Origin of the sequence: Ralstonia flatus (assembly GCF_958439105.1) — a bacterium.
GTDB classification, from domain to species: domain Bacteria; phylum Pseudomonadota; class Gammaproteobacteria; order Burkholderiales; family Burkholderiaceae; genus Ralstonia; species Ralstonia flatus.
This window is the reverse complement of sequence record NZ_CAUDLI010000003.1, coordinates 15,092-35,004: the sequence shown is the minus strand read 5'-3', so window position 1 is coordinate 35,004 and position 19,913 is coordinate 15,092. Positions and strand designations below refer to the sequence as shown.

Annotated in this window: 30 protein-coding genes and 1 tRNA gene; 21 read left to right on the top strand and 10 right to left on the bottom strand. The window is 62.5% G+C overall.

Features of this window, described 5'->3' with window-relative positions; translation table 11 throughout:
* The first annotated feature begins 73 nt into the window (after window positions 1-73).
* Window positions 74-149 (top strand) — tRNA-His (locus R2676_RS07185).
* A gap of 96 nt (window positions 150-245) precedes the next feature.
* Here R2676_RS07185 and R2676_RS07180 read toward each other — a convergent pair.
* The 6 genes from R2676_RS07180 to R2676_RS07155 form a co-directional block, all read right to left on the bottom strand.
* Complete coding sequence (locus tag R2676_RS07180; RefSeq protein WP_206275329.1) at window positions 246-1,292, bottom strand: tyrosine-type recombinase/integrase; 1,047 nt, start codon at window positions 1,290-1,292, stop codon at window positions 246-248.
* Window positions 1,289-1,498 carry a DUF4224 domain-containing protein gene (locus R2676_RS07175; protein WP_206275328.1) on the bottom strand — a complete coding sequence of 70 codons (210 nt, stop codon included), beginning with the start codon at window positions 1,496-1,498 and terminating at the stop codon, window positions 1,289-1,291. Before R2676_RS07175 ends, R2676_RS07180 begins: the two co-directional genes overlap by 4 nt.
* Before the next feature lie 237 nt (window positions 1,499-1,735).
* Window positions 1,736-2,173, bottom strand: a complete 438-nt coding sequence (locus R2676_RS07170; RefSeq protein WP_206275327.1) for a hypothetical protein — start codon at window positions 2,171-2,173, stop codon at window positions 1,736-1,738.
* Window positions 2,173-2,454 (bottom strand): hypothetical protein, encoded by a 282-nt coding sequence (locus tag R2676_RS07165; protein WP_316856967.1) that lies wholly within the window; start codon window positions 2,452-2,454, stop codon window positions 2,173-2,175. Before R2676_RS07165 ends, R2676_RS07170 begins: the two co-directional genes overlap by 1 nt.
* Window positions 2,455-2,475: 21 nt before the next feature.
* Complete coding sequence (locus R2676_RS07160; protein ID WP_045203160.1) at window positions 2,476-2,685, bottom strand: hypothetical protein; 210 nt, start codon at window positions 2,683-2,685, stop codon at window positions 2,476-2,478.
* Window position 2,686: 1 nt separating this feature from the next.
* A complete protein-coding gene (locus R2676_RS07155; protein WP_206275324.1) occupies window positions 2,687-2,824 on the bottom strand; it encodes a hypothetical protein in 138 nt (45 codons plus the stop codon).
* A 374-nt stretch (window positions 2,825-3,198) separates the two neighbouring features.
* On the opposite strand from R2676_RS07155, the gene R2676_RS07150 reads away from it, so the two are divergent.
* Complete coding sequence (locus R2676_RS07150) at window positions 3,199-4,389, top strand: ATP-binding protein (protein ID WP_206275323.1); 1,191 nt, start codon at window positions 3,199-3,201, stop codon at window positions 4,387-4,389.
* On the top strand, window positions 4,382-5,125 hold the full coding sequence (locus tag R2676_RS07145) for a DUF4276 family protein (protein ID WP_206275322.1): 744 nt from the start codon (window positions 4,382-4,384) through the stop codon (window positions 5,123-5,125). Before R2676_RS07150 ends, R2676_RS07145 begins: the two co-directional genes overlap by 8 nt.
* A gap of 16 nt (window positions 5,126-5,141) precedes the next feature.
* Here the strand turns inward: R2676_RS07145 and R2676_RS07140 are convergent, their stop codons facing one another.
* Both R2676_RS07140 and R2676_RS07135 read right to left on the bottom strand, forming a co-directional pair.
* Window positions 5,142-5,498 carry a hypothetical protein gene (locus R2676_RS07140; RefSeq protein ID WP_206275321.1) on the bottom strand — a complete coding sequence of 119 codons (357 nt, stop codon included), beginning with the start codon at window positions 5,496-5,498 and terminating at the stop codon, window positions 5,142-5,144.
* 126 nt (window positions 5,499-5,624) lie between these two features.
* Window positions 5,625-6,101 (bottom strand): hypothetical protein, encoded by a 477-nt coding sequence (locus R2676_RS07135; protein ID WP_206275320.1) that lies wholly within the window; start codon window positions 6,099-6,101, stop codon window positions 5,625-5,627.
* A 73-nt stretch (window positions 6,102-6,174) separates the two neighbouring features.
* On the opposite strand from R2676_RS07135, the gene R2676_RS07130 reads away from it, so the two are divergent.
* On the top strand, window positions 6,175-6,621 hold the full coding sequence (locus R2676_RS07130; RefSeq protein ID WP_316857103.1) for a transcriptional regulator: 447 nt from the start codon (window positions 6,175-6,177) through the stop codon (window positions 6,619-6,621).
* 46 nt (window positions 6,622-6,667) lie between these two features.
* Entirely contained in the window at window positions 6,668-7,192 is a 525-nt protein-coding gene (locus R2676_RS07125; RefSeq protein WP_206275319.1) for a phage regulatory CII family protein, read from the top strand.
* A gap of 222 nt (window positions 7,193-7,414) precedes the next feature.
* Here the strand turns inward: R2676_RS07125 and R2676_RS07120 are convergent, their stop codons facing one another.
* Entirely contained in the window at window positions 7,415-7,594 is a 180-nt protein-coding gene (locus tag R2676_RS07120) for a hypothetical protein (protein WP_102079702.1), read from the bottom strand.
* A 278-nt stretch (window positions 7,595-7,872) separates the two neighbouring features.
* Between R2676_RS07120 and R2676_RS07115 the strand changes: the two genes are divergently transcribed.
* From R2676_RS07115 to R2676_RS07095, 5 genes are read left to right on the top strand one after another with little or no spacing between them, the layout of a single operon-like run.
* Window positions 7,873-8,121 (top strand): hypothetical protein, encoded by a 249-nt coding sequence (locus R2676_RS07115; RefSeq protein WP_316856962.1) that lies wholly within the window; start codon window positions 7,873-7,875, stop codon window positions 8,119-8,121.
* Window positions 8,122-8,131: 10 nt separating this feature from the next.
* Complete coding sequence (locus R2676_RS07110; RefSeq protein ID WP_206275316.1) at window positions 8,132-8,320, top strand: hypothetical protein; 189 nt, start codon at window positions 8,132-8,134, stop codon at window positions 8,318-8,320.
* Complete coding sequence (locus tag R2676_RS07105) at window positions 8,298-9,329, top strand: hypothetical protein (protein ID WP_206275315.1); 1,032 nt, start codon at window positions 8,298-8,300, stop codon at window positions 9,327-9,329. Before R2676_RS07110 ends, R2676_RS07105 begins: the two co-directional genes overlap by 23 nt.
* Window positions 9,326-9,625, top strand: coding sequence for a hypothetical protein (locus R2676_RS07100; protein WP_206275314.1), 300 nt, complete (start codon window positions 9,326-9,328; stop codon window positions 9,623-9,625). Before R2676_RS07105 ends, R2676_RS07100 begins: the two co-directional genes overlap by 4 nt.
* A 31-nt stretch (window positions 9,626-9,656) precedes the next feature.
* Window positions 9,657-10,025 (top strand): hypothetical protein, encoded by a 369-nt coding sequence (locus R2676_RS07095; RefSeq protein WP_316857101.1) that lies wholly within the window; start codon window positions 9,657-9,659, stop codon window positions 10,023-10,025.
* Between the two features lie 97 nt (window positions 10,026-10,122).
* Here R2676_RS07095 and R2676_RS07090 read toward each other — a convergent pair whose 3' ends face one another.
* The gene (locus R2676_RS07090) at window positions 10,123-10,878 is read right to left on the bottom strand and encodes a hypothetical protein (RefSeq protein ID WP_206275313.1); all 756 of its coding nucleotides are present in this window, start codon (window positions 10,876-10,878) and stop codon (window positions 10,123-10,125) included.
* Window positions 10,879-11,115: 237 nt separating this feature from the next.
* Between R2676_RS07090 and R2676_RS07085 the strand changes: the two genes are divergently transcribed.
* From R2676_RS07085 to R2676_RS07035, 11 genes are read left to right on the top strand one after another with little or no spacing between them, the layout of a single operon-like run.
* Complete coding sequence (locus tag R2676_RS07085; protein WP_206275312.1) at window positions 11,116-11,760, top strand: hypothetical protein; 645 nt, start codon at window positions 11,116-11,118, stop codon at window positions 11,758-11,760.
* Window positions 11,757-13,703 (top strand): phage terminase large subunit family protein, encoded by a 1,947-nt coding sequence (locus R2676_RS07080; protein ID WP_206275311.1) that lies wholly within the window; start codon window positions 11,757-11,759, stop codon window positions 13,701-13,703. Before R2676_RS07085 ends, R2676_RS07080 begins: the two co-directional genes overlap by 4 nt.
* Window positions 13,704-13,711: 8 nt before the next feature.
* A complete protein-coding gene (locus tag R2676_RS07075) occupies window positions 13,712-13,918 on the top strand; it encodes a phage head-tail joining protein (protein WP_147213642.1) in 207 nt (68 codons plus the stop codon).
* Window positions 13,915-15,420 (top strand): phage portal protein, encoded by a 1,506-nt coding sequence (locus R2676_RS07070; protein ID WP_206275310.1) that lies wholly within the window; start codon window positions 13,915-13,917, stop codon window positions 15,418-15,420. The genes R2676_RS07075 and R2676_RS07070 overlap by 4 nt, the downstream gene beginning before the upstream one ends.
* Window positions 15,410-16,492 carry a head maturation protease, ClpP-related gene (locus R2676_RS07065; protein WP_206275309.1) on the top strand — a complete coding sequence of 361 codons (1,083 nt, stop codon included), beginning with the start codon at window positions 15,410-15,412 and terminating at the stop codon, window positions 16,490-16,492. Before R2676_RS07070 ends, R2676_RS07065 begins: the two co-directional genes overlap by 11 nt.
* A 23-nt stretch (window positions 16,493-16,515) precedes the next feature.
* A complete protein-coding gene (locus R2676_RS07060; RefSeq protein ID WP_206275308.1) occupies window positions 16,516-16,851 on the top strand; it encodes a head decoration protein in 336 nt (111 codons plus the stop codon).
* Window positions 16,852-16,880: 29 nt separating this feature from the next.
* Entirely contained in the window at window positions 16,881-17,882 is a 1,002-nt protein-coding gene (locus tag R2676_RS07055) for a major capsid protein (RefSeq protein ID WP_206275307.1), read from the top strand.
* A gap of 1 nt (window position 17,883) precedes the next feature.
* The gene (locus tag R2676_RS07050) at window positions 17,884-18,201 is read left to right on the top strand and encodes a head-tail joining protein (RefSeq protein ID WP_206275306.1); all 318 of its coding nucleotides are present in this window, start codon (window positions 17,884-17,886) and stop codon (window positions 18,199-18,201) included.
* Entirely contained in the window at window positions 18,186-18,728 is a 543-nt protein-coding gene (locus R2676_RS07045; protein ID WP_206275305.1) for a phage tail protein, read from the top strand. The genes R2676_RS07050 and R2676_RS07045 overlap by 16 nt, the downstream gene beginning before the upstream one ends.
* The gene (locus R2676_RS07040; protein WP_206275304.1) at window positions 18,718-19,230 is read left to right on the top strand and encodes a hypothetical protein; all 513 of its coding nucleotides are present in this window, start codon (window positions 18,718-18,720) and stop codon (window positions 19,228-19,230) included. The genes R2676_RS07045 and R2676_RS07040 overlap by 11 nt, the downstream gene beginning before the upstream one ends.
* Window positions 19,202-19,885, top strand: coding sequence for a phage baseplate assembly protein V (locus R2676_RS07035; RefSeq protein ID WP_206275303.1), 684 nt, complete (start codon window positions 19,202-19,204; stop codon window positions 19,883-19,885). The genes R2676_RS07040 and R2676_RS07035 overlap by 29 nt, the downstream gene beginning before the upstream one ends.
* Window positions 19,886-19,913: the final 28 nt, after the last annotated feature.

Sequence of the window (19,913 nt, the reverse complement as noted above, 5' to 3'; positions counted from 1 at the left end):
AGGCACGCCGGAAGAATGTTTGTATAATCTCGTTTTTCGCCGAGCAGCTGTCAGTTTTGCTGTTCGTACGACGGTGGCTGTAGCTCAGTTGGTAGAGTCCCAGATTGTGATTCTGGTTGTCGTGGGTTCGAATCCCATCAGTCACCCCAAAGAATTTCCTTACAAAACAGCGCCTTACGACAGGCGCTGTTTTTGTTTCTGGACATCCATACAGGTGAATATTCCCGCGGTGGGAATATTCGCCGTCAGAGCGCCTTCCGCTTCACCACCTTATTGCGATCATAAACACGCGCCGTGATAGCCGGATTTGCGTGCAGATCCGGCAGAGTGCCGCGCTCGGCCTTGTGCGTGGTTGCGTAGAAGGCGCGCAGGTCATGAAAGGTAAAGCGCTCTTCGATGACCTTCTCCTCGAGCGCCTGGGTCATCAGCTTGCTCCACATCGCCTTAAACCCTGCTGACGTGTAGTGGTTGCCGAACCGGTTCGGGAACAGGTAGAGACACTCCCGTTCTTGGCGGGCATGGATGGCGTCAATTCGGTCGAGCAGGTCAGCCAAGCGAGGGGTGATTGCTACCTCCTCAATGACCTCTCCACGCTTTGTGCCGCGTTGCTTCGCACGCTTGGTGCGAATGACGCCGGCAGTGCGGTCCACCTGGGGTCGCACGATGTCCAAGAACTCAGCCTTTCGGCTGCCCGCCAGGGCCGCGTATTCCGCTGTCAGTGCAATGATCTGCCTCTGCGGCGTCTGCCCCATCAACCACTGAACAAATGTCGTGATGGTCTCGACGGCAACGGCATGCGTGCGTGGCTGCTCGGGATTGCGGCGCACCTGGCGGCAGGGGTTGGTTTCCGCTTCGCCGCGTTCAATGGCCAGGTTGATGAGGTTAGAGAGCAGGGCAGCCTCCCGGTTGGCTCGAACCGGAGCAGCCTGGCGCTCGATGCGCAGGTATCGCGCGATGTCAGATGCGCGAATGTCGCTGGCTCGGACGTCGCCGAAGGTCGCGAGCAAGGGCTTGCTGCAGGTCTTGTAGTCGGCGCGCGTGCCTTCGGCGAGCCGTTTCCAGTCCGGAGTGTCCTGATATTGGTTCCAGAGGCGCTCGATGGTACCGACGCCGTCGCCTTGGCCGAGGATGTCGAGCACGCGTTGGATCGCCTTGAGCCGATCGGTGCCGAGGTTGATGGGCTTTCCGCCCACAGGGTGGTAGCGGTAGGTAACGAGCCCGTCTTTGCGCGGACGGGCTTCCATGCGATCAAGCAGGCCACGACCGGCCTTAACGGTGCGTGGTCGGCTCACGCGGCTACGCTCCACCGCGGGGCGGTGCGCGGTCGTTCATTGTTGCCACGGCCACGGTTGACCTGTTCCCACGTGATCATCGGGCGCCCGTCAACGCGCATTGGCGGATCAAAGCCCAGCTGCTTGGAAATCCACCGGCGCTGGGCGGCACCTTGGACCAGACCGCCAGTCAGTGTCTTGAGATCTTCATTGGTGAGGATCGGCATTCCTTTCTCCCAGCCGCTGTGCTGCCATGCCTCCGCAGAGCGTGTTTGTCTCGCCCATTGTCCGAAGGACTGCAGCAGCAATTCGTCAAATCCTGTTGCGCCCGCGCCATAGCGGGCATGCGCCACCTACGATGGCGCGATGTATCGATCAAAGCTCTATCGTGAGTCGCTGCGTTGGTGGGCAACGGCTATCGTCATCGTCTGCGTTGGCGCCATGGGCGCTTGTGCGATGCATCTCTAGGGGAGCCGTGGGGGATCTCGGGACAGCGATGGCTCATGTGGCTCGTTGGCGTTGAGAATGCCGACCACGGCGCGGCCGACACTATCTCGAAACTTCTTCGTGCAGTTGCTGGCCATCAGCAACATGAGCTGCCGCCCGCTTGCATCCCGGATCTCGCCGTCGCGGTATTTGAACGATGTCCGCCCGGGCTTCGTCTGTTCGGCGACCATTTTGTTGACATCAGCAGAATGGTCGGTAACAACGGGCTCTGCAGTCGAAGTGGCGCTCTGTGCAAGGGCGGACGCGACTTGCAGCAGTGCCGTCCGGTACCGCCCCATCGTTTGGAACGTAGCGGCGAAGCCGTCATCGGCGATCAATCCGCGCAGCTTGGCGAGCTCCGTTGACCCGGTCGCGTAATCGCACGCGGGTTCCTTCGGGGTTGCCGTGGCCAACATTACAACGCCCCCCGCTTCGGCCGAACAGCGCCGTTGATCTTCTGCATACCCATCCGGCGCCCACCACGGCACGCGGACTCGATGACTTCCTGACACGAGCGGTGCGTTTTGACGGCGCTGTCGAGATCTCGCGCGCAGGGGATGCTGATGCTTTCCCATACGACGACGCCTTTGACGCGCAGGCTGTAGCTGCAATGCAGCGAGCCGGGCAGGGGACGGCGTTGCACGTCGTGCTTGCCGATGCGGAGGGTGGCGGGGGTACGGTTCACTATGAGATGCATGGTTGTCTGCGTTGCGGCTGGTCAGTCGTCGAAGTCGCCTGCAGCCAGTTTCTTGAGGTCGACCCACACGCGGCGGGTCGTGCGAATGCGCGGATGGGTGCGGGCGTGCGCGGATGCCTCAATGGCGGTGCGGACGGGGCCCGCGGCCAGGGCCTGCGCGTCGGTGCAGATGAGGCGCAGCTTGTTGCGCTCGGCGAGCACGGCCGCGTCTGCGATGGGGCGCGGAGGCATGTCAGCCCCCGAGCACCATTGCGGCTTCGGGCGCGATGGCGCCGGCGAGGCCGAACGCGAAGAGCACTACGGCAAGGCCGAGAGCAGGGTGGTGGCTGAAGTCGCCGGACGCAAGGCGGTGCAGGGCGGAACGGTGCATCGTGTCCTCCTCATGCCTGTCGCTGGGCGACGGGCGTGGGCTCTGTCTCGGACGTTTCGTCGAGATGGAGGGCGTATGCGTGGAAGGCTGAAATCAGGCAGAGAGCCGGAAGATATGCTGATGCGCATGCTAGAGTTTTCACTTTCTTTCCCGTCACTTTGTTGGGTTGTGGAAACGATAGTAAAAACTATCCAACATAACAATAGTGATTGTGTGGAAAAGTGTTGGCCCGCTCATCTGCGCATGGCGACTGAATGCATAGTCGGCGGTCGGAATGTGTGTCCACGTCAGAAGGTGGAACGCTGAAAATGCGACAGCCGGCTCGGCATGTTGATAGCAGCGGCTCCTCAGTGATTAACTTAAAGAAGAACGCTATGAAGTTGAAGTCAATTAGCTATGTGGAGTTTCAGGGTCATCCACAAGAATGGCGTGTAGACCACCTTCGCTTAGGCCCCAAAAACTTGTTGGTGGGAAAAAACTCTTCAGGCAAATCTAGGTCAATTTCGGTCATAGGTGGTCTTGCGCGGCAGCTTTCGGGTCAAGCTCCTCCGTTTCAGTCTGGATCGTATGAATGCTTGTTTCAGGACGGTGAAAAACGCTATGACTACAAGATGACTTACGACTCTGGCCAAGTTACCGAAGAGTTTTTGCATATCGACGGTCGCGAATATTTGGCGAGAGGGCATCTTGGCATTGGCACAATTATTGCCGAGGGGATCAGCAAGGAGCAGCCAATCGCATTTCAGACGCCTCCTAATAGCTTTGCAGCCTTTGCTAGACGCGACTCAATCCAACACGGCTTTCTGGAGCCTTTGGCGCAATGGGCGGATTCTCTGCGGCTTTATCATTTCGCCGGGAGTGTGGCAAAAAACCACCTTGCTGCATTTATTTCCGGAGCGCCCAGCGTCGATGATAAAGACGAAAATGCAGTGGTTGGGATTTTTAGAAACGCTGTCCGGGATTTTGGTGATGAGTTTATCGAATCCATGAAAACGGATATGCGCTTTATGGATTACCCCATTAAGAACATAGACGTCGGACCTCCGATTTCGATCACGCCGGGCTTAACATCCCTGCCTAATGGTTTGTCTTGTATTAGGGTTGAGGAAGAAGGCCTTCTGGGGATTACAGATCAACTTGCAATGTCGGACGGGATGTTCCGGGTTCTTGCTATTTTGGTGCACGTGAATCTCGCAATCCTTAGAAAGTCGGCTACCACCATCTTGGTGGATGATATTGGCGAAGGTCTAGATTTTGATCGGTCTATTAAGTTGATCGAACTGCTTCGATCCAAAGCGTCCGTCTCTGGACTTCAGCTTGTCATGTCGACAAATGATCGCTTTGTGATGAACCACGTTCCTCTTGAGGAATGGACCGTGCTGCATCGCACCGGTAGTAAAGTTAACGTACGGAATTATTTCAATTCGAAGGAACATTTCGATCAGTTCAAAATGACGGGGCTGAGCAACTTTTCGTTCTTTGAGTTTAATGCGGACTCGATGTCGACTCTGGAGGAGCCTGGCGACGAAGACGATGATGCATATATTAGGGGCCGGAATGCGTAAGATCGCCTTTTTCGTGGAAGGCCGTACGGAGTTGCACTTTGTTGCGCGCTTGTTGCAAGAGGTGGCTACAAAGGATCATATGTACATGGATCTGCGAGAGATTCGCGGAGGCGGAAAGAGTGGGAAGACCGCGCGGACCGTTACTACCATCGATATCAAGCCTCAGATGGGGAGTGAGCGTTTTTACGCTTTGATATTTGATTGTGGTAGTGATGCGCAGGTAAAGACGCGGATAGCGGAAGAGCATTCTGCCCTTACGAAGGATGGATACGAGGTCATTGTCGGTATTCGTGATGTCAGGCCAGATTACGAAAATAGCCAGCTGGCTCATCTTCGTAAGTTGCTCCGATATGGGATCGATAAAACCCTTACGCCGGTGATGTTTATTTTGCCAACGGCAGAGATTGAGGCGTGGTTTTTGGCCGAGCATACGCACTTTGGACGCATTGATCCGAGCCTTACGATGCCACAAATACAGCAAGCAATCGGTTGCGACCCTGCTACAGATGATATGTCTACACGACTAGAGCCTGCGGTGGATCTCGATAAATGCTATCGACTGGTCGGTAAAGCGTATAAGAAGTCGAAAGCTCGAAGAACAATTAACGCTTTGGATATGAGCCTTGTTTATGTTCAATTGGTCGATAAAATTCCCGAACTAAACAGACTGGTGCTGGCGATCGACACTTTTTTGACTCCGGCGGGGAATGGTCAAGCGCAAATGGCTGCGAGCTAGCGAGTTGCACGTTGCGTTAGGAGCGCGCGTCAGTATGGGGGGGCGACGGTGTTGCCCCTGCTTGTTGTAGCGCCCTGATCTTGATTTGAAGGTGTAACTGTATCGTTGCGTCAGCAGCCTCTGCTAGCTTATGCCTGTAAATGCCTGCGACCACGAAGGCAGGCTCCAGATTTGGGCATATGGGTTTTAGAACGAGCGCGATGCCGTCATATTCATCGCTTTGCACATGCTCTAGCAACAGGGCGGCGGCGCGATTGAGATCTTGCCGGTACATCGAGGCTAGTTTTATGTCTTCACCGATACTGTTGCGTGCCAGCGGTCTTCCATGCGGTGTGCGCGTGCCTGGCTGAGGAAATTGAATGAGGATACCCATTGCTGATTCGCCTGACGGCCCGCGCGGGCCGTCATGTTGTTGGTGGGCGGCCAACAATAGAATAAAAACCCTCCTATTCGCATCCCGCTCAACAGGAAACAAAAAATCCCGCCGAAGCGGGATTCTCTAGCCGGCGCGCTTGCGCTGTGTCTTTGCCTTAGGTAGAGGTGGATAGCCATAGTCAGATGGCTCGGCAACCTCTGCTGGCGCATCCTCGAAGCGTCGCGACTTGGTCCCTACCGGGTCCAATACAGGTACGTCCGTTTCCATGAGCAGACTGGCCGCTTCAGTCAGCAATTTCACTGCGCGGGCCTCGCGGGCGCGACTCGCTGCCAACTGTTGCCGCAGTTCTGCAATAACGCGATCACGCTCTGCGAGCTGCGTATCAGGGGCAGCCTCTCCAGCGTCGAATGTCCCAGCCGGTAGCCCGATAAGCTTCTCCATCTTCTCCACAGCACGATCGCCGAACGGAGCGGCGCCATTGAGCAGTTGCGAGACATAGGTTGGGTTGACGCCTTCATGCAATCGAGCGAAGGCGGCGGGGCCGCCCGCGTCATTCACCATTTGGCGAAGCTTCTCAACTCTTCGCGCGCGCAAATCCATGGTGGTGTCCCTTTCCTAGCGATTGCAAAATTATGTGATTCTATTGTTTGATGCGATAGAAAAAGCTATCGTCATGGCCATGACACTAACCGAGTATGTCCGTGCTCGACGTGGCCGCCTGACGGCACTCGCGCGCGCCATCGACATGTCGCCGATCTACTTGTCGCAAGTCGTAAACAAGGGTCTGCGGATCAACCCAGCACGATGCGTCGCAATTGAGGTCGCGACGCAGGGCGCGGTTCGACGTCCGGATCTCCGGCCCGACGACTGGCATCTGATCTGGCCCGAGCTTGCTTCTGCCCGCGCGTCATCCACACGGCTACACCAGCGGCCAATGCGGCCCAAGCCTCGAATGATACCGGCTGCGGCATCTGCGGCTCGTCTTCGACGCCTTCGTCGCATGAGCCGGGCGAGCACTGCTTGCTCGCCAACGAGGGCATTCAGCCGTCAGCTTCTGCGCGTTGGCCCGTGCCCTTCCAACGATGAGGCAAGTGTACGCGCCCACCAAAACCGCCGGTAGTGCGACCCGCACAGCCGGCCTATGACTGCTCTTTAGGAGAGACAACTTGAGCCACCACTATTCCGAGATCAACCAACACGACGCGCTCTACTGGGTGGCGCGTGGCTACCCGGGCGGCGTTGAAGGATTGGCCGCGCGGATGGACAAGTCCGCCGCGGTGCTGCGCAACAAGCTGCTGCCGCATGTGCAGACGAACTATGTGTCGTTCGAAGAGGTGTCGGTGATCGTCGAGCACGCGGAAGGCGCGGGTGTGCCGAACGCGAAGCTGCCGATTCAGGCGCTGTGCTGGCGGCACGGGATGGTGGCGATTCCGCTGCCCGAGGTGGCCCGCGAGGATCTGCCCAATACAGATCTGTATGAGGCGCTTTGCAAGGTGTTGGCTGAGGTGGGGGATGTGAGCCGCGCGATGTCTGCTGCGCTGGCGGACAACCACCTCTCCGAGGGGGAAATGCGGAAGCTGGAGCGGGAGTTTGAAGAGGCGACGGCTTCTGTGATGGTGCTGCGTGAGCTGCTGCGTGTGCGTGCGCAGCGTGATGCGGAGCGGTTGCAGCGGCTGCGTGGCAAGGCGTGATTGACTGTTTTTTTGAAGCGCGAGAGCGCATAGGAGAAGTGATGCAAAGCTGTAAAGAAAATTGCGTTCGGCAGGCGAAGTTGTCGCCGGAGCATGCCAAGAAAATTGCTGATGTGCTGTGCGCGAAAGTGGTGGCGGACATTGACCCACTTCTCGATATGCCCGCGCGTCTAACGGTGGCTCGTGAGGCCCTGACGCGCGAGCTAAGGCTACTGGACGAGGTTACTCGGTCGTTTTGACAAGGTAGGCGGCGTAGGTCTCGATAAACATCGAGCAGAAATGCGCCGCAGTCTCGCCAGCGCGCCCGTTGGGAGCGTTCGCAGATCCGAACATGGCGGGCTGTTGCTCAATTAGTGTCATGAGCAATTTCTTTGCGTCATCGCGTGCGTCTTTGAGTTCCATGTTTCCTCGTTGAAAGGGTTGGCGTTTCGTCGGGGTCATCGACCCGACGACGGAGTGTTGCCGCCAGCAGTTCGGGCGGCAACCTGCAGCGCCACGTTGTATCGATTTTTGACAGGGTTCGGCATCGCATGACACAGAAGCAAGACACCACGCCACGCTTTTCACACGGTATGACGTGCTGCAAGGCGGGCCGTGTTGCTGTGGGCTTGTCGTGTGACCGGCCGGACCAGATGTGCTGTGCGTGGCATCGCATTGCGGGGGCGTTCAAGCCTCGCGGGTTGCCGGTGCTGTCGAAGTTTGCGGAGCATCTGCTGGATGCTTGCGCGTGGCCGCTGGCTGATGTGTTTTGGCCGTTCAATGCGGCTGGTGAGTCTTCTGCGCTGGCGTTGGCCTGCGCGTCGCGTTATCGCGCGATTTCAACTGAGGCGGAGCGCCTCGCTTTTCGATCCACTGTTGTTGCGTCGACGTCGCCGGAGTTTGTGGCTGTGTTCGACGTGCTGTGTAAGGCCGCGCCGCTGCGGCTGTAAGGGCGATTCCATGGACATTCCTATCGAGGCCGTTGGCGCTGTTTGGGCCAAGGGCAGGGCGGCTGCATTGTCGGGCCGCGCGTTGGATGAGGCGAACGAGTATCCGGTTGGCAGCGCGCATCACGTGGCGTGGCTGGCGGGGTATATGGGCTTGACGCGCACCTATGGAGGCGAGGGTGTCGGCGTACCGCATCAATGATCTTGAGTTGAGCGCGCTGGCGGGGGCAGGTGCAGAGATCGCGCAGCTGTATCTGGTGGCGCTGCGGCCGCGTATGGACTTCCGTACGGGCGTGGTGGGGCGCGTGGTGCGGATCTCGTATCAGGCGCTGCGTGAGTGGACGGAGCGCACTGCGCGCCGTGGCGTGCGCTACCTGGCGCATGACAAGTCGAAGCTGCAGCGGATGCTGGCGCAGCTAGAGAAGCTGGGGCTGTTGCGCCGGCTTGGCGGGCAGTACGAGCTTGTTTTTGCGTGCCCGTTGGCGGATACGGATTCGTGCGTCCAAAAGAAAGCCGGTCGAGGTTCGATACACCCGCAGGATGGCTACGAGTTCAGTGCTGACGCGGGTTTCAAGGATGTGCCGGAGTCTGTGGATAACGCGAAAGCCGCCACACATCCGTATTCCGGTAACACCTATAAAACCAACCCCCCTAACCCCCCACGCCGGGGGCGTGAGAAGAAGGAGATTGAGTCCCCCACGCCTGCGGCGCGGGAGGATAGACAAGGCCCCCAACACCGTCGGGGCGCGCGGCGGCACCGGCTCTCAGAGGAACGTGGTCAGAACGCGAGTGTGGTTGGGGATGGGCTTGCAGAGAGTGAGGAGGGGCAGAGCGTGGCGTGGCAAGCAGACCTTGCCTGGCCGGTGGACTTGAGAGGGCCGGAGCGGGCGCGTGTTGCACGGATCGTGGCTCGGGCACCCGTGGCCATGCGGCAGGTGGTCATCGACGAATGGCGGGGCCGTATGGCGGTCGGTGGCGTGGACGATCCGTTTGCGATGTTGGCGTACCACGCGAAGCGGGCCAGCGATCCGGACTGGGCGCCGTCGTATGCGGCTGCGGTGCGCGCGTCGCGAGAGCGGGCGCGGGCGTTGCGGCGTGAGCAGGATGAGGCGTTGGCGCGGTTGCAGGCGCAGGCGGAGCAGGCGGTGGCTGGGCTGCCGTGGCATGCGGGACGGCTGCGGTCGGCAGGTTTGCAGCGAGGTGCTGCATGACGGCGGAGGAGGCGTTCAACGCGGCGGCGCTGGCGGCGTGCGGCAAAGGTGAGTGGCCGTCGCGGGCGGTGTTCTGGTCGGCGGTGCGGTTTGGGATGAAGGCCGTTGAGGCGGCGCGCTGGGCGGATGCGGAGGAGCGGTGGTCGGCGCTCTGGCGTATCGCGGAGGTTGAGCATCTGCCGCCGATTCCGCAGGCGCCGTTGATGGGGGCGCCGGCGTCTGTGGTGCAGGCAAAGACGCACCTTGCGCGCATGCATGAAATTGTTGGATCGAGGAGGCCGGATGTATTGCGTTAAGCCGCGTGAGGTGACGAGGCGATCTGCGTTGGTGACGAGCGAGGATCAGGCGCTCGATGATCTGCTGTTCGCGTGGTTCTGCTGGGAGGCGCAGTATTCGGGCGAGAAGTGGTATTCGAACCGGGATGCGACGTGCGGCGGGGCGGCCAGCTCGCGGCAGTGGATGTCGACGGATGACATTCACGAGGCGAGCGTGGATGCGTGGCAGATGCAGCAGGTGGCGGCGGCGATGGAGGCGATCTCGGGCGACCACGCGCTGGCGATTCGGGTGGAGTGCCGGAACCGGCGTGGGCCGGGTGTTTGGCGGAACCCGCGTGCGGGGTTGCGGCAGCCGTTGGCGTATGCGGCGGCGAAGGCGGCGATCAGGCCTTGGATTGTTAAATTCGGTGTCGAGTATTGATGGGGGCGAGGGCGTCGCTTAAAGTTCGGTCCGTGGGGCGACGCACGCCTATAGAATACGTAAGCCCGACCGGATTGCCGTGTCGGGCTTTTTGTTTTCAGTAGTGCGGCTTCACGCTCGCTCTCTTGTCAATCTCTCGGCAGCCGAGGATGGCATCGCGTACTTCCTGATCAGTCTGCCAGCGGGAGGACGCGGAATCATGTTCGAAGATCGGTAGTACTCCTGCAACCGTGCCAAGGAGCCTATTGAGCTCCAGGGAAAGCAGAACCACAGTCTGAAAGGCTGGTGTCGCGGCGTCAAGTATGCGGGCCATTTGCCGTCTGGCACGCTCGTCAATTGCGCGGTTTTTCTCGTGGTCATCTGGATCACGGATTCCTGGCATCGATTTGTGATGTACAAGGGCATTCCGTGCGGGAATCAGAGTTCGCAAACCATTGATGGCGGGGCCATCGGGCCGTAGAGACTTGCCGCAAATAAGTTTTGGGATCACTAACCACTTTCCCAGGACGTCCAGCTTGTCGAGGACAGATTCAGCGTACTTGTCGCCTAAATGTATGGCGGCTAGATCGTAGATCGCAGCCTCGCATGCCATGGCCGAGAAAACGATCGTCTGAATGGCGGCGGTCAGTATTCGCTCCCTGCGGTCAATGTACTCACTCGGGTCAGCATCGGGTCCGGGATGCTCAATGGGCGAGCGGCTGTCCGTAATGAAACGGGAATAAGCCTCCTCGGCCATGCGGTAGTACTGTCGCGACATGCAATTAATCCGCGCCCAGCTCGTTGCGATTTCATATTCCACAACGTGGGTGACGGACCAGTCGTCGTCTTCCTTGCTCTGTGGGTTCGCGGTCATTTCTCACGGAGTTGGATATTTGAGGCGGTAGCGATTTGCCTCGCGCCGTCCGCATTCGCATCCGCGCGGGCGTCTGCCCATTCTATGCGCACGCGTCGCCGATGATCGGCCGCCCCCAGAGGGCGGGGGCCCCTCAGCCCGAGGGCCACTGCGGGGGCGGGCACCCGCGATTCTTCGTTAGCGGCCAGTTTTCCAGCTTAGTGAAATTCACCTCCGACGAGGTGAAATGGTGAAATCATGAGTGAAACGACCCTCCTGACGCGCTCTGCGTTCGCGGCGCGCCAGAACTGGTCGCCCAGCTACGTCACCAAGCTCGGCAAAGAAGGCAAGCTTGTCACCACGCCCGACGGCAAGCTGGTCGACGTCGATGCCACGCTGGCAAAGATCAAGCGCGGCGCCGACCCCGCCAAAGAAGCCGTCCGCGCCCGCCACGAAGCCACGCGCATCGATCGCGACGTCTACAGCGCAAAAGAAACAACGCCCGACGCCGACCCATCGCTCGGCCACGACTTCCAAGCCGCCCGCGCAGAACGCGAGTACTACCAGGCACAGCTGGCCCGCACCGAATACCAGTGGGTCTCCGGCTTACTGGTCAGCCGCATTGCCGTTGAAGACGCCGCCGAAAAGATCGGCGCCAACCTGCGCGACCGAATCATGGGCCTGCCGCGCCAGATCGCGCCCGAGCTTGCCTCGATGACCGACCCATGGGCCGTCGAGCGCCACCTCGAAGCCGCATTGCGCAAGGTGCTCGACGACATGATCGCCCACGGCGCCAACGTATTGAACGAATCCATCAACGATCCCGACCGCGGCAAGTTGGCCGACCTGTCACGCGCGGGGAAAGAGAGGTACGGCTCCATGGAGCCCATCGACACATCGTGAGCCATCCCGACGGAGCCGCACTGTTCGCCCGCGCCTTCCTGGCCGGCCTCAAGCCTGACCCCGAGCTGTGGGTAGACCAGTGGTCCGAAGAATTCATGGTGATCCCCGACGAGTCGGGCGCCGCCGAAACGGGGCCATACCGCTCCGCGCGCACGCCATACGCCGTCGAGCCCATGCAGTGCCTGTCGCCCGCGCACCCGTGTTTGCGCGTGGTCGCCATGGTCGCATCGCAGTTGTTCAAGACGCAGATCGCGTTGAACTGGATCTCGGCGACGATCCACTGCGCACCGGCCAACTTCCTCGCGCTGCAACCAACGCTCAGCCTCACACGCCGCTTTTCCGCCCGCGTAGCAAAGACGCTTGATGCCGTGCCGGTCCTGCGCGAACGCATCGCCTCCGCCCGATCGCGCGACGCCGCCAACACCGCCGAGCGCAAAGACTTCCGCAAGGGCACGCTGTTCATCAACACAGCCGGCTCCGCTGCCAACCTGGCCGAAGTCTCCGCGCGGTACGTGTACGGCGACGAAATCGACCGCTGGGTGCGCGACCTCAACAACGAAGGCGACCCCATCGGCATCGCCGAAAAGCGCGCCAGCACCTTCGGCCGGAACGCCAAGTTCTACTACTCGAGTTCGCCCACCATCGACGGTGCCTCGCGCATCGCCGAGCTGTACGCGCAGAGCGACCAGCGCCACTACTACGTGTCCTGCCCGCACTGCGGCCACGAGCACATCCTCGAATTCGAGCAGCTGCGCGCAAGCGACGATCTGAGCGACGTCTACTGCGAGTGCCCCGCGTGCTTCTACAAGATCCGCGAGCATGAAAAGCCCGCGCTCTTCAAGACCGGCCGCTGGATTGCGCACGCGCAGGGTGATGGCGAAACGGTGGGTTTCCACCTGTCGACAATGTACGCGCCGCTCGGCTGGGTGTCCTGGCGTGCGCTCTGCAAGGAGCACCGCGAAGCCAAGCTGGCGATGGAAAAGGGCGATCCGGGTCTGATGCAGGTGTTCTACAACACGCGCCTCGCACGTCTGTGGGACAACGCCCAGCAGCGCACCAGCGCCGATGAGCTGCGCGACCGCGCCGAGGACTACCGCCTGCGCACCGTGCCCGCCGGCGCGCTGCTGCTCACCGCCGCCGTCGACACACAGGACGACCGCCTCGAACTGCTCATCATGGGCTGGGGCGAGGGCATGGAGCGCTGGACGATCGACCACCAGGTGTTCATGGGTGACCCGTCCGACGCCACGCTGTGGGCCGCTCTCGACGAAGCCTTGCAGACCACGTTCCTGCACGCCTCCGGCAAAGAGATGCAGATCCGCGCCGTTGGCATCGACTCCGGCGGCAGCCACACGCAAGACGTCTATCACTTCACGCGCTTGCGTCAGTGGCGTCACGTGCTGGCACTGAAGGGCGCCAGCAAGCCCAACCGGCCCGTGATCGCGCAGCGCCCATCGCGCGTGGATGTGACGTGGCAAGGCACCACCGAAGTCGACGGCGCCGAGCTGTGGATCGTCGGCACCGACACCGCCAAGGACTGGATTTACAACCGCTTCAAGCTGACCAGTGGCCCCGGCGCGCTGCACTTCTCGAACGATCTCCCGATCGAGTTCTACAAGCAGCTCACCGCCGAGAAACAGATCGTGCGCTACGTCAAAGGCTTCCCGCGCACCGAATGGGTCAAGGCCCGAGGAGACCGCAACGAGATCCTCGACCTGAACGTCTACAACCTGGCTGTCGCCTATTACCTGGGCGTGCACAAGTATCAGGAACCCGACTGGCGCCGGCTGCGCATGCACTTCGATCAGGGCAGCTTGTTTGCCGCCGCCCCGGTCAACGACGAAGCGCACGCAGAACCCGTCGCACCACCGGCCGTAGAGCCACCGCGCACCGCGCACACACGCCGCCGCGTGGCCGCTTCGCGCTACCTCAAACGACGATAGAGAATCGCATGGCTTACACACAGCAAGATCTCCAGCGCATCGAGCGTGCGCTGGTGAAGGGCGAGCTCGAGGTTCAGTTTCAGGACCGGCGCGCCCGATACCGCTCGGTCGACGAGATGCTGCGCATCCGCAGTGAGATCGTTCGCAACCTCGAAGACGCCGCACCCGCATCGCGGGTGATCCGGCTGCGCTCGGCAGGGAAGGGGGTGACATGACCCAATACCCTGCGCTGGGCCAGCTTGGTTTCGTCTTGCCGGCGGAGCGGGCGGTTCGGGCGCAGGCATACGAGGCCGGCGGCACCACCGGCAGCCGTGGTCGCGCTTGGCGCACCTCGAGTGCCGGGCCAAACGCTTCTGTCACGCAGAACCTCGGCACCATCCGCACGCGGGCCCGCGCCGCAGTCCGCAACGACCCATGGGCCAAGAAAGCGATTGCTGGGCTGGTAACGAACGCCATCGGCACCGGCATCGTGCCGCACTCTAAACATCCCGACCGCGCCGTACGCACCGCGCTCAAAGAGCTGTGGAGCGACTGGGTGGCCGAAGCCGACGCCGACGGCCTGCTCGATTTTTACGGGCTGCAGACCCTCGCAGCACGTGCGCTGTTCACCGATGGGGAGGTTCTGAGCCGCGTTCGCCCGCGTCGCCCGGAACGGGGCCTATGCGTGCCGCTGCAGGTGCAGCTTTTTGAAGCCGACCACCTGCCGGCCAACCTGAACCAAATGCTGCCCAACGGCGGCGAAATCGTCTCGGGCGTCGAGTTCGACCAGGACGGCGACCGCGTTGCCTACCACCTGCACCGTCGCCACCCGGGCGAGATAGGGCGGGCGACCACGCAAGCAGGATTGGTCCGCGTGCCCGCCACCGAGATTCAGCACGTATTTGAACCGGTACGGCCGGGAGCCGTGCGCGGTTGCTCGGCACTTGCGGCCGTGCTGCTGCGCTTGCACACGCTCGACAGCCTGGACGACGCGGTTCTCGTGCGGCAGGAGGTCGCAAACCTCTTCGCCGGGTTCATCACTCGTCCGGCCCCCACCAGTCACCGATTGGACGGGCTCACCGGGCGACCCGAAGAGTTCGACAGCGACGGTACGCCGCTCACTGCCTTGGAGCCCGGCTCGTTGCAGGAACTGCTCCCCGGCGAGCAAGTGCAGTTCGCAGAACCGCCGGGCGCCGGCACCGACTACGGCCCCTTCATGCGGCAGCAGCTCATGGCCGCAGCCGCATCCGTTGGTCTGCCGTACGAAGTCCTCACCGGCGACCTGCGGGACGTCAGCGACCGCGCGCTGCGCGTGATCCTCGGCGAATTCCGGCGCCAGCTCGAGCAGCTGCAGTGGAACGTCTTCATCCACCAGTACTGCCGCCCCGTGTGGGCCGCCTGGACAGACGCAGTGGCGCTGTCCGGCGTGCTGCCCATGCCCGACTACTACCGGAATCGGCGCCTCTATCAGCGCGTGCGCTGGGTGCCGCAGGGCTGGCCGTATATCAACCCGGTGCAAGACGTACAGGCGCAGCGCATCGCCATCCGCGCGGGTCTAGCAAGCCGCTCCGCCGCGATCCTCGCCCAGGGCGAAGACCCGGAAACCACGGATGCCGAGTACGCCGCCGACAACGAACGCGCCGACAGGCTCGGCCTCGTCTTCGACTCTGATCCGCGCATGCGCGACAGCGCCGGCAACGTGACCGACAACCAGGAACAGACCAACGATGAAAGCTAAACAGAGGAAGTGGTACGACCTCAAAGCCGCGCGCAACGCCGCCGGCAAGACGGTCGCAGAGCTGCGCATCTATGACGACATCGGCTTTTGGGGCACCACCGCCAAGGCGTTCGTCAACGAGCTCGACGCCGTAGCGAAGGACGCCGACGAGATCCTCGTGGCCGTCAATTCCGGCGGCGGTGACGTGTTCGACGGCTTCGCCATCTACAACGCGCTGCGCCGCTACAGCGGCAAGGTGACGGCGCGTGTCGATGGTATTGCCGCCTCGGCCGCCTCGCTCGTCGTCATGGCCGGAGACACCATCGTCATGCCCGAGAACGCCATGATGATGATCCACAACGCCTGGACCATCGCCGCCGGCGACGCCGCGCAGATGCGCAAGACCGCCGAGCTGCTCGACAAGACGCGCGACGGCATCGTCGCCGCCTACCGCAACAAGTGCGGCCTGACCGACGACGAGATCGTCGCCATGATGGACGCAGAAACGTGGATGACGGCCAGCGAGGCCAAGGAACGCGGCTTCGCCGACCAGATCGAGGCACCCGTCAAGCTGCAGGCGTCCGTGCGCACCGGAGAACTGCTCGCCCGGTTCGAGCACACGCCCGAGGCGTTGCTGAAGGCACTCGAAGCGCCGTCGGCAGAACCGCCGCAAGCCGCTGCTCCGGCAACACCAGCCGCCACCACTCCACCGCCAGATCCCGGCGCGCTCGCGCAACACGCCTTCGCGGCCTGCCGCGCAGCGGGCCTGCCGCAACTGGCAGAAGCCGTCGTGTCGTCCAGCGCGCTCGCCAGCAACGAAGCCATCGACGCCGTTGTCGCCCGCGCCAAAGACATCGCCGGCCTCTGCACGGCGGCACGCCTGCCCGAGCTGACCGCGCAGTTCGTCGCCGACGGGCTGAACGCCGAACAGGTGCGCGCCCGGCTGTACGACCGCGTCATGGCAAATAGCACGCCGGGTCTGTCCAACCGCCAGCCGTTGGCAGGACAGGAAACCACCGAGCGCAAGACCGGCCCGCACGGCCCGAGCATCTACAACGCCCGCCGCAAGAAATCGCCCTCGGCACGCGCCTGAGGCAACCCATCGGAGTCACCCAAATGCAGATCCAGACACAAGGCGTACAGACCGCCGAATTCCTGCTGACCGAAGCGCCGGGCAGCCTCTCGCGCGAGCAGATCGCCATTGCCGCCGGCGACGCATTGCCGGCTGGCCAGCTGCTCGAGCGCGATGCCGACGGCACCCGCTACGTGCCGTACGGCACCGCGCCCAAGGGCAAGGCCGCCGCCATCCTGTACGCGCCGCTGCGCGCCTCCGATGCCGATCGCCGCGCCACCGCCATCGTGCGCCTGGCGGAAGTGGCCGAGGCCCGTCTCACCGGCCTGGACGCCAAAGCCCGCACCGACCTGCTCGCGGCGTTTATCGCCGTTCGCTAAGCACAGACATCCGAATTCAGGAGAACACCATGGCTGATATGGCCCTGTTCAATGACGACGCCTTTTCCATGACGGCGCTCACCGCCAGCATCAACGAGCTGGAAACAACGCCCTCGCGGCTGGCCGCCCTCGGCCTGTTTGAAGAAGAGGGCATGACCGTCACCACCGCGCAGATCGAGCGCGACGGTGAAACGCTGCAGCTCGTCGCCTCGGCAGAGCGCGGCTCGCCCGGTCAGGTCGTGGTCGGCAGCAAGCGTCAGGTGATTCCGTTCAACGCCGTGCACCTGCCCGAAATCGCCACCATCAAGGCGGATGAAGTGCAGAACCTGCGCGCGTTCGGCGAAGAGACCGAACTGGAAGCCCTGCAGACCGTCGTGACCAAGCGCCTGCAGAAGATGCGCCGCCAGCTCGATGCCACCCACGAGTTCCACCGCATCGGCGCCATCAAGGGCCAGATCCTCGACTCCGACGGCAAATCCGTGCTGGTCGACCTGTTCGAGCGCTTCGGGCTGAAGCAACAGCAGCTGCCCATCCTGATCGGCGACGTGCGTTCCTCCACGCTGGAACTGCTCGACATGATCGAGGATTCGCTCGGCGCCACACCGCACACCGGCGTGCGCACCCTGTGCGGGCGCAACTTCTGGCGTCAGCTGATGACGTCCAAGGACATCCGCGAGACGTACCTCAACACCCAGATGGCCGCCGCCCTACGTGGCGACCCGCGCGACACCTTCGACTTCGGCGGCGTCACGTGGGAGCGCTATCGCGGTCGCGTTGGCAACGTTGGCTACATCGGCGACGACGAAGCCTACGCCGTGCCCGAAGGCGTGCCGGAACTGTTCATCACCCGCTTCGCGCCGGCGGACTACATGGAAGCCGTCAACACCAACGGCCTGCCGTACTACGCCAAGCAGGAAGCCGGCAAGTTCGGCAAGGCCGTCGAGCTGGAAGCGCAGTCCAACCCGCTGCACCTGTGCACGCGCCCGCGCGCCGTGATCAAGCTGTCGGCCACTACCGGCAAGGCGGCCTGACATGCCGTTCCGGGACAACGTTGCTGACCTGGACGAAGCCGTGTTCGAGACACTCTCGGATGCGGTCCAGATCGACGGGCGCCCCGATCCGGTGATGGGCATGTTCTATTCGCCGTGGCTGGACGTGGAAACCTTGCGCGGCCAGCGCACCGGCCTGCGGGAGCCGTTCGTCATCCTGCGTGACGCCGACGCGGCGGGCATCCGGCAGCGTGCGCGCTTGCAGGCATTGGGCGAGCACTTCAGCGTTGTCGACGTGCAGCCCGACGGCTCCGGCACCACGAAACTCGTACTGAGGCCAGAACCATGTCCGTCACGTTAAAGGCAGAGCTGGACATTGCCGCAGCGCTCGCGCCGCTCGCAAGCCTTGGCAAAGACGCCATGCGCAACGCCTGGCGCCGCGCCTTGAAGAAGAGTGCCAACTGGGTAAAGGGCCAGACCGCAAAGCACGTCTCGGCAGAGATGCATGTCGTGCAGAAGCTGATCCGCCAGCGCCTGTACTTCTTCCTGCGCAGCGCCGACAAAGGCAAGGTCTGGCTCGGCCTCAACGCCATCGAGGCACACCGGCTCGGCAACCCGCGTCAAACACGGCGCGGCGTGTCCGTCGGCCGGCACCGGTTCGACAACGCGTGGATCTACCGAAGCAAGCGTGGCAGCAAAAACGACGGCAAGGTCTTCCGCCGCGCCGGCAAGGCGCGTATGCCCGTCGATGGCGTCAAGCTCGACTGGGCAGACAAAGGCGAAGCCGCCTTCCGTAAAGCCGCCGCAGAGATCGAGGCGCGCCTCATGGTCCTGCTGGAGCAGGAAGTGAAATACGAGATCCTCAAGGCCACCCGAAATGCTCGCTGATCTGCAACAACTGTTCGACGCCGTGGAATCGCACCTCAAAGCGCAATTCCCCGACGTCGCCCTCATTGGCTGGGCACCTGAAATCGAAGACAGCATGCCGCTGCCCGCGATCCTGCTGTATGTCGGCGCGCTGCGCCCGGGCACCGACCCCGGCACCGGCCAACCGGCGATCAACATCGTGATCGAGCTGCGCGTCGTTGGCGACCCGACCGAGCCGAACGCCGAGGCCGCCATGTGGGCACTCGCCGCGCGGCTCATCAAGGTCTTGCACCACCAGACGTGGGGCTTGCCCGTCACCATGGCCGAGCTGGAGAGCGACGGCTTCCACGCAGACGGCATGCGGCCCGATCTCGACGGCTACAGCGTCATTGCCGCCGAATGGCGACACGAGTTCGACCTTGGGCCGCCCGAGTGGGCGTTTGAAGACACCAGCGGCACGACCGTCGATTTCGACATGCAGCCGCGCCACACCAATGCCGACTATGCGCTACGAAGCGGGTGAAACCGACCGGCGCCTCGCCTGCATCGTGCAGGCCGGCGTCATCGCGCAGGTGGACGTCGCTGCCGCCCGCTGCACTGTCACCGTTGCTGACTGGACGTCTGACTGGCTGCCGTGGTGGTCCCGTGCCGCCGGCGCCGTACGTGAATGGCGGCCGCCGTCGCCGGGCGAGCAGGCTTTGCTCGTCTCGCCGTCGGGCTGTCTGCAAGGCGGCTTTGTCCTGGCCGGCTTCTACACCGACCAGCACGGCGGCGCGAACGGCCAATCGGCAGACCTGACCGCCACCGACTACCCGGACGGCGCCCGCGAGCACTACGACCACGCCGCGCACGAATACCGGCTTGCAGTTCCGGCCGGCGGGCAGATCGTCCTGCAGGTCGGCGATACGTCTCTCACCCTGCGCAGCGACGGCGCCGAGCTGAAGGCACCGCAACTGCTCGCCGATGTGCCGGCGTCCACCTTTACCGGCAATGCCATGGTGGAGAAAGCACTGGCGTTCCTCGGCGGGCTGACCGGGCAGGGCGCCGCCGGCGGCACCGCTGTCGCCATTCAAGGCGGTATCCAAGCCACCGACGACGTGGTTGCAGGCGATGTATCGCTGCGCGGCCACTCGCACATGGAGCAGGGCGACGGCGCAGCGGTCGGCAAGCCGTTCTAGCTTCAGCACTCATCAATCCCAAGGCGGC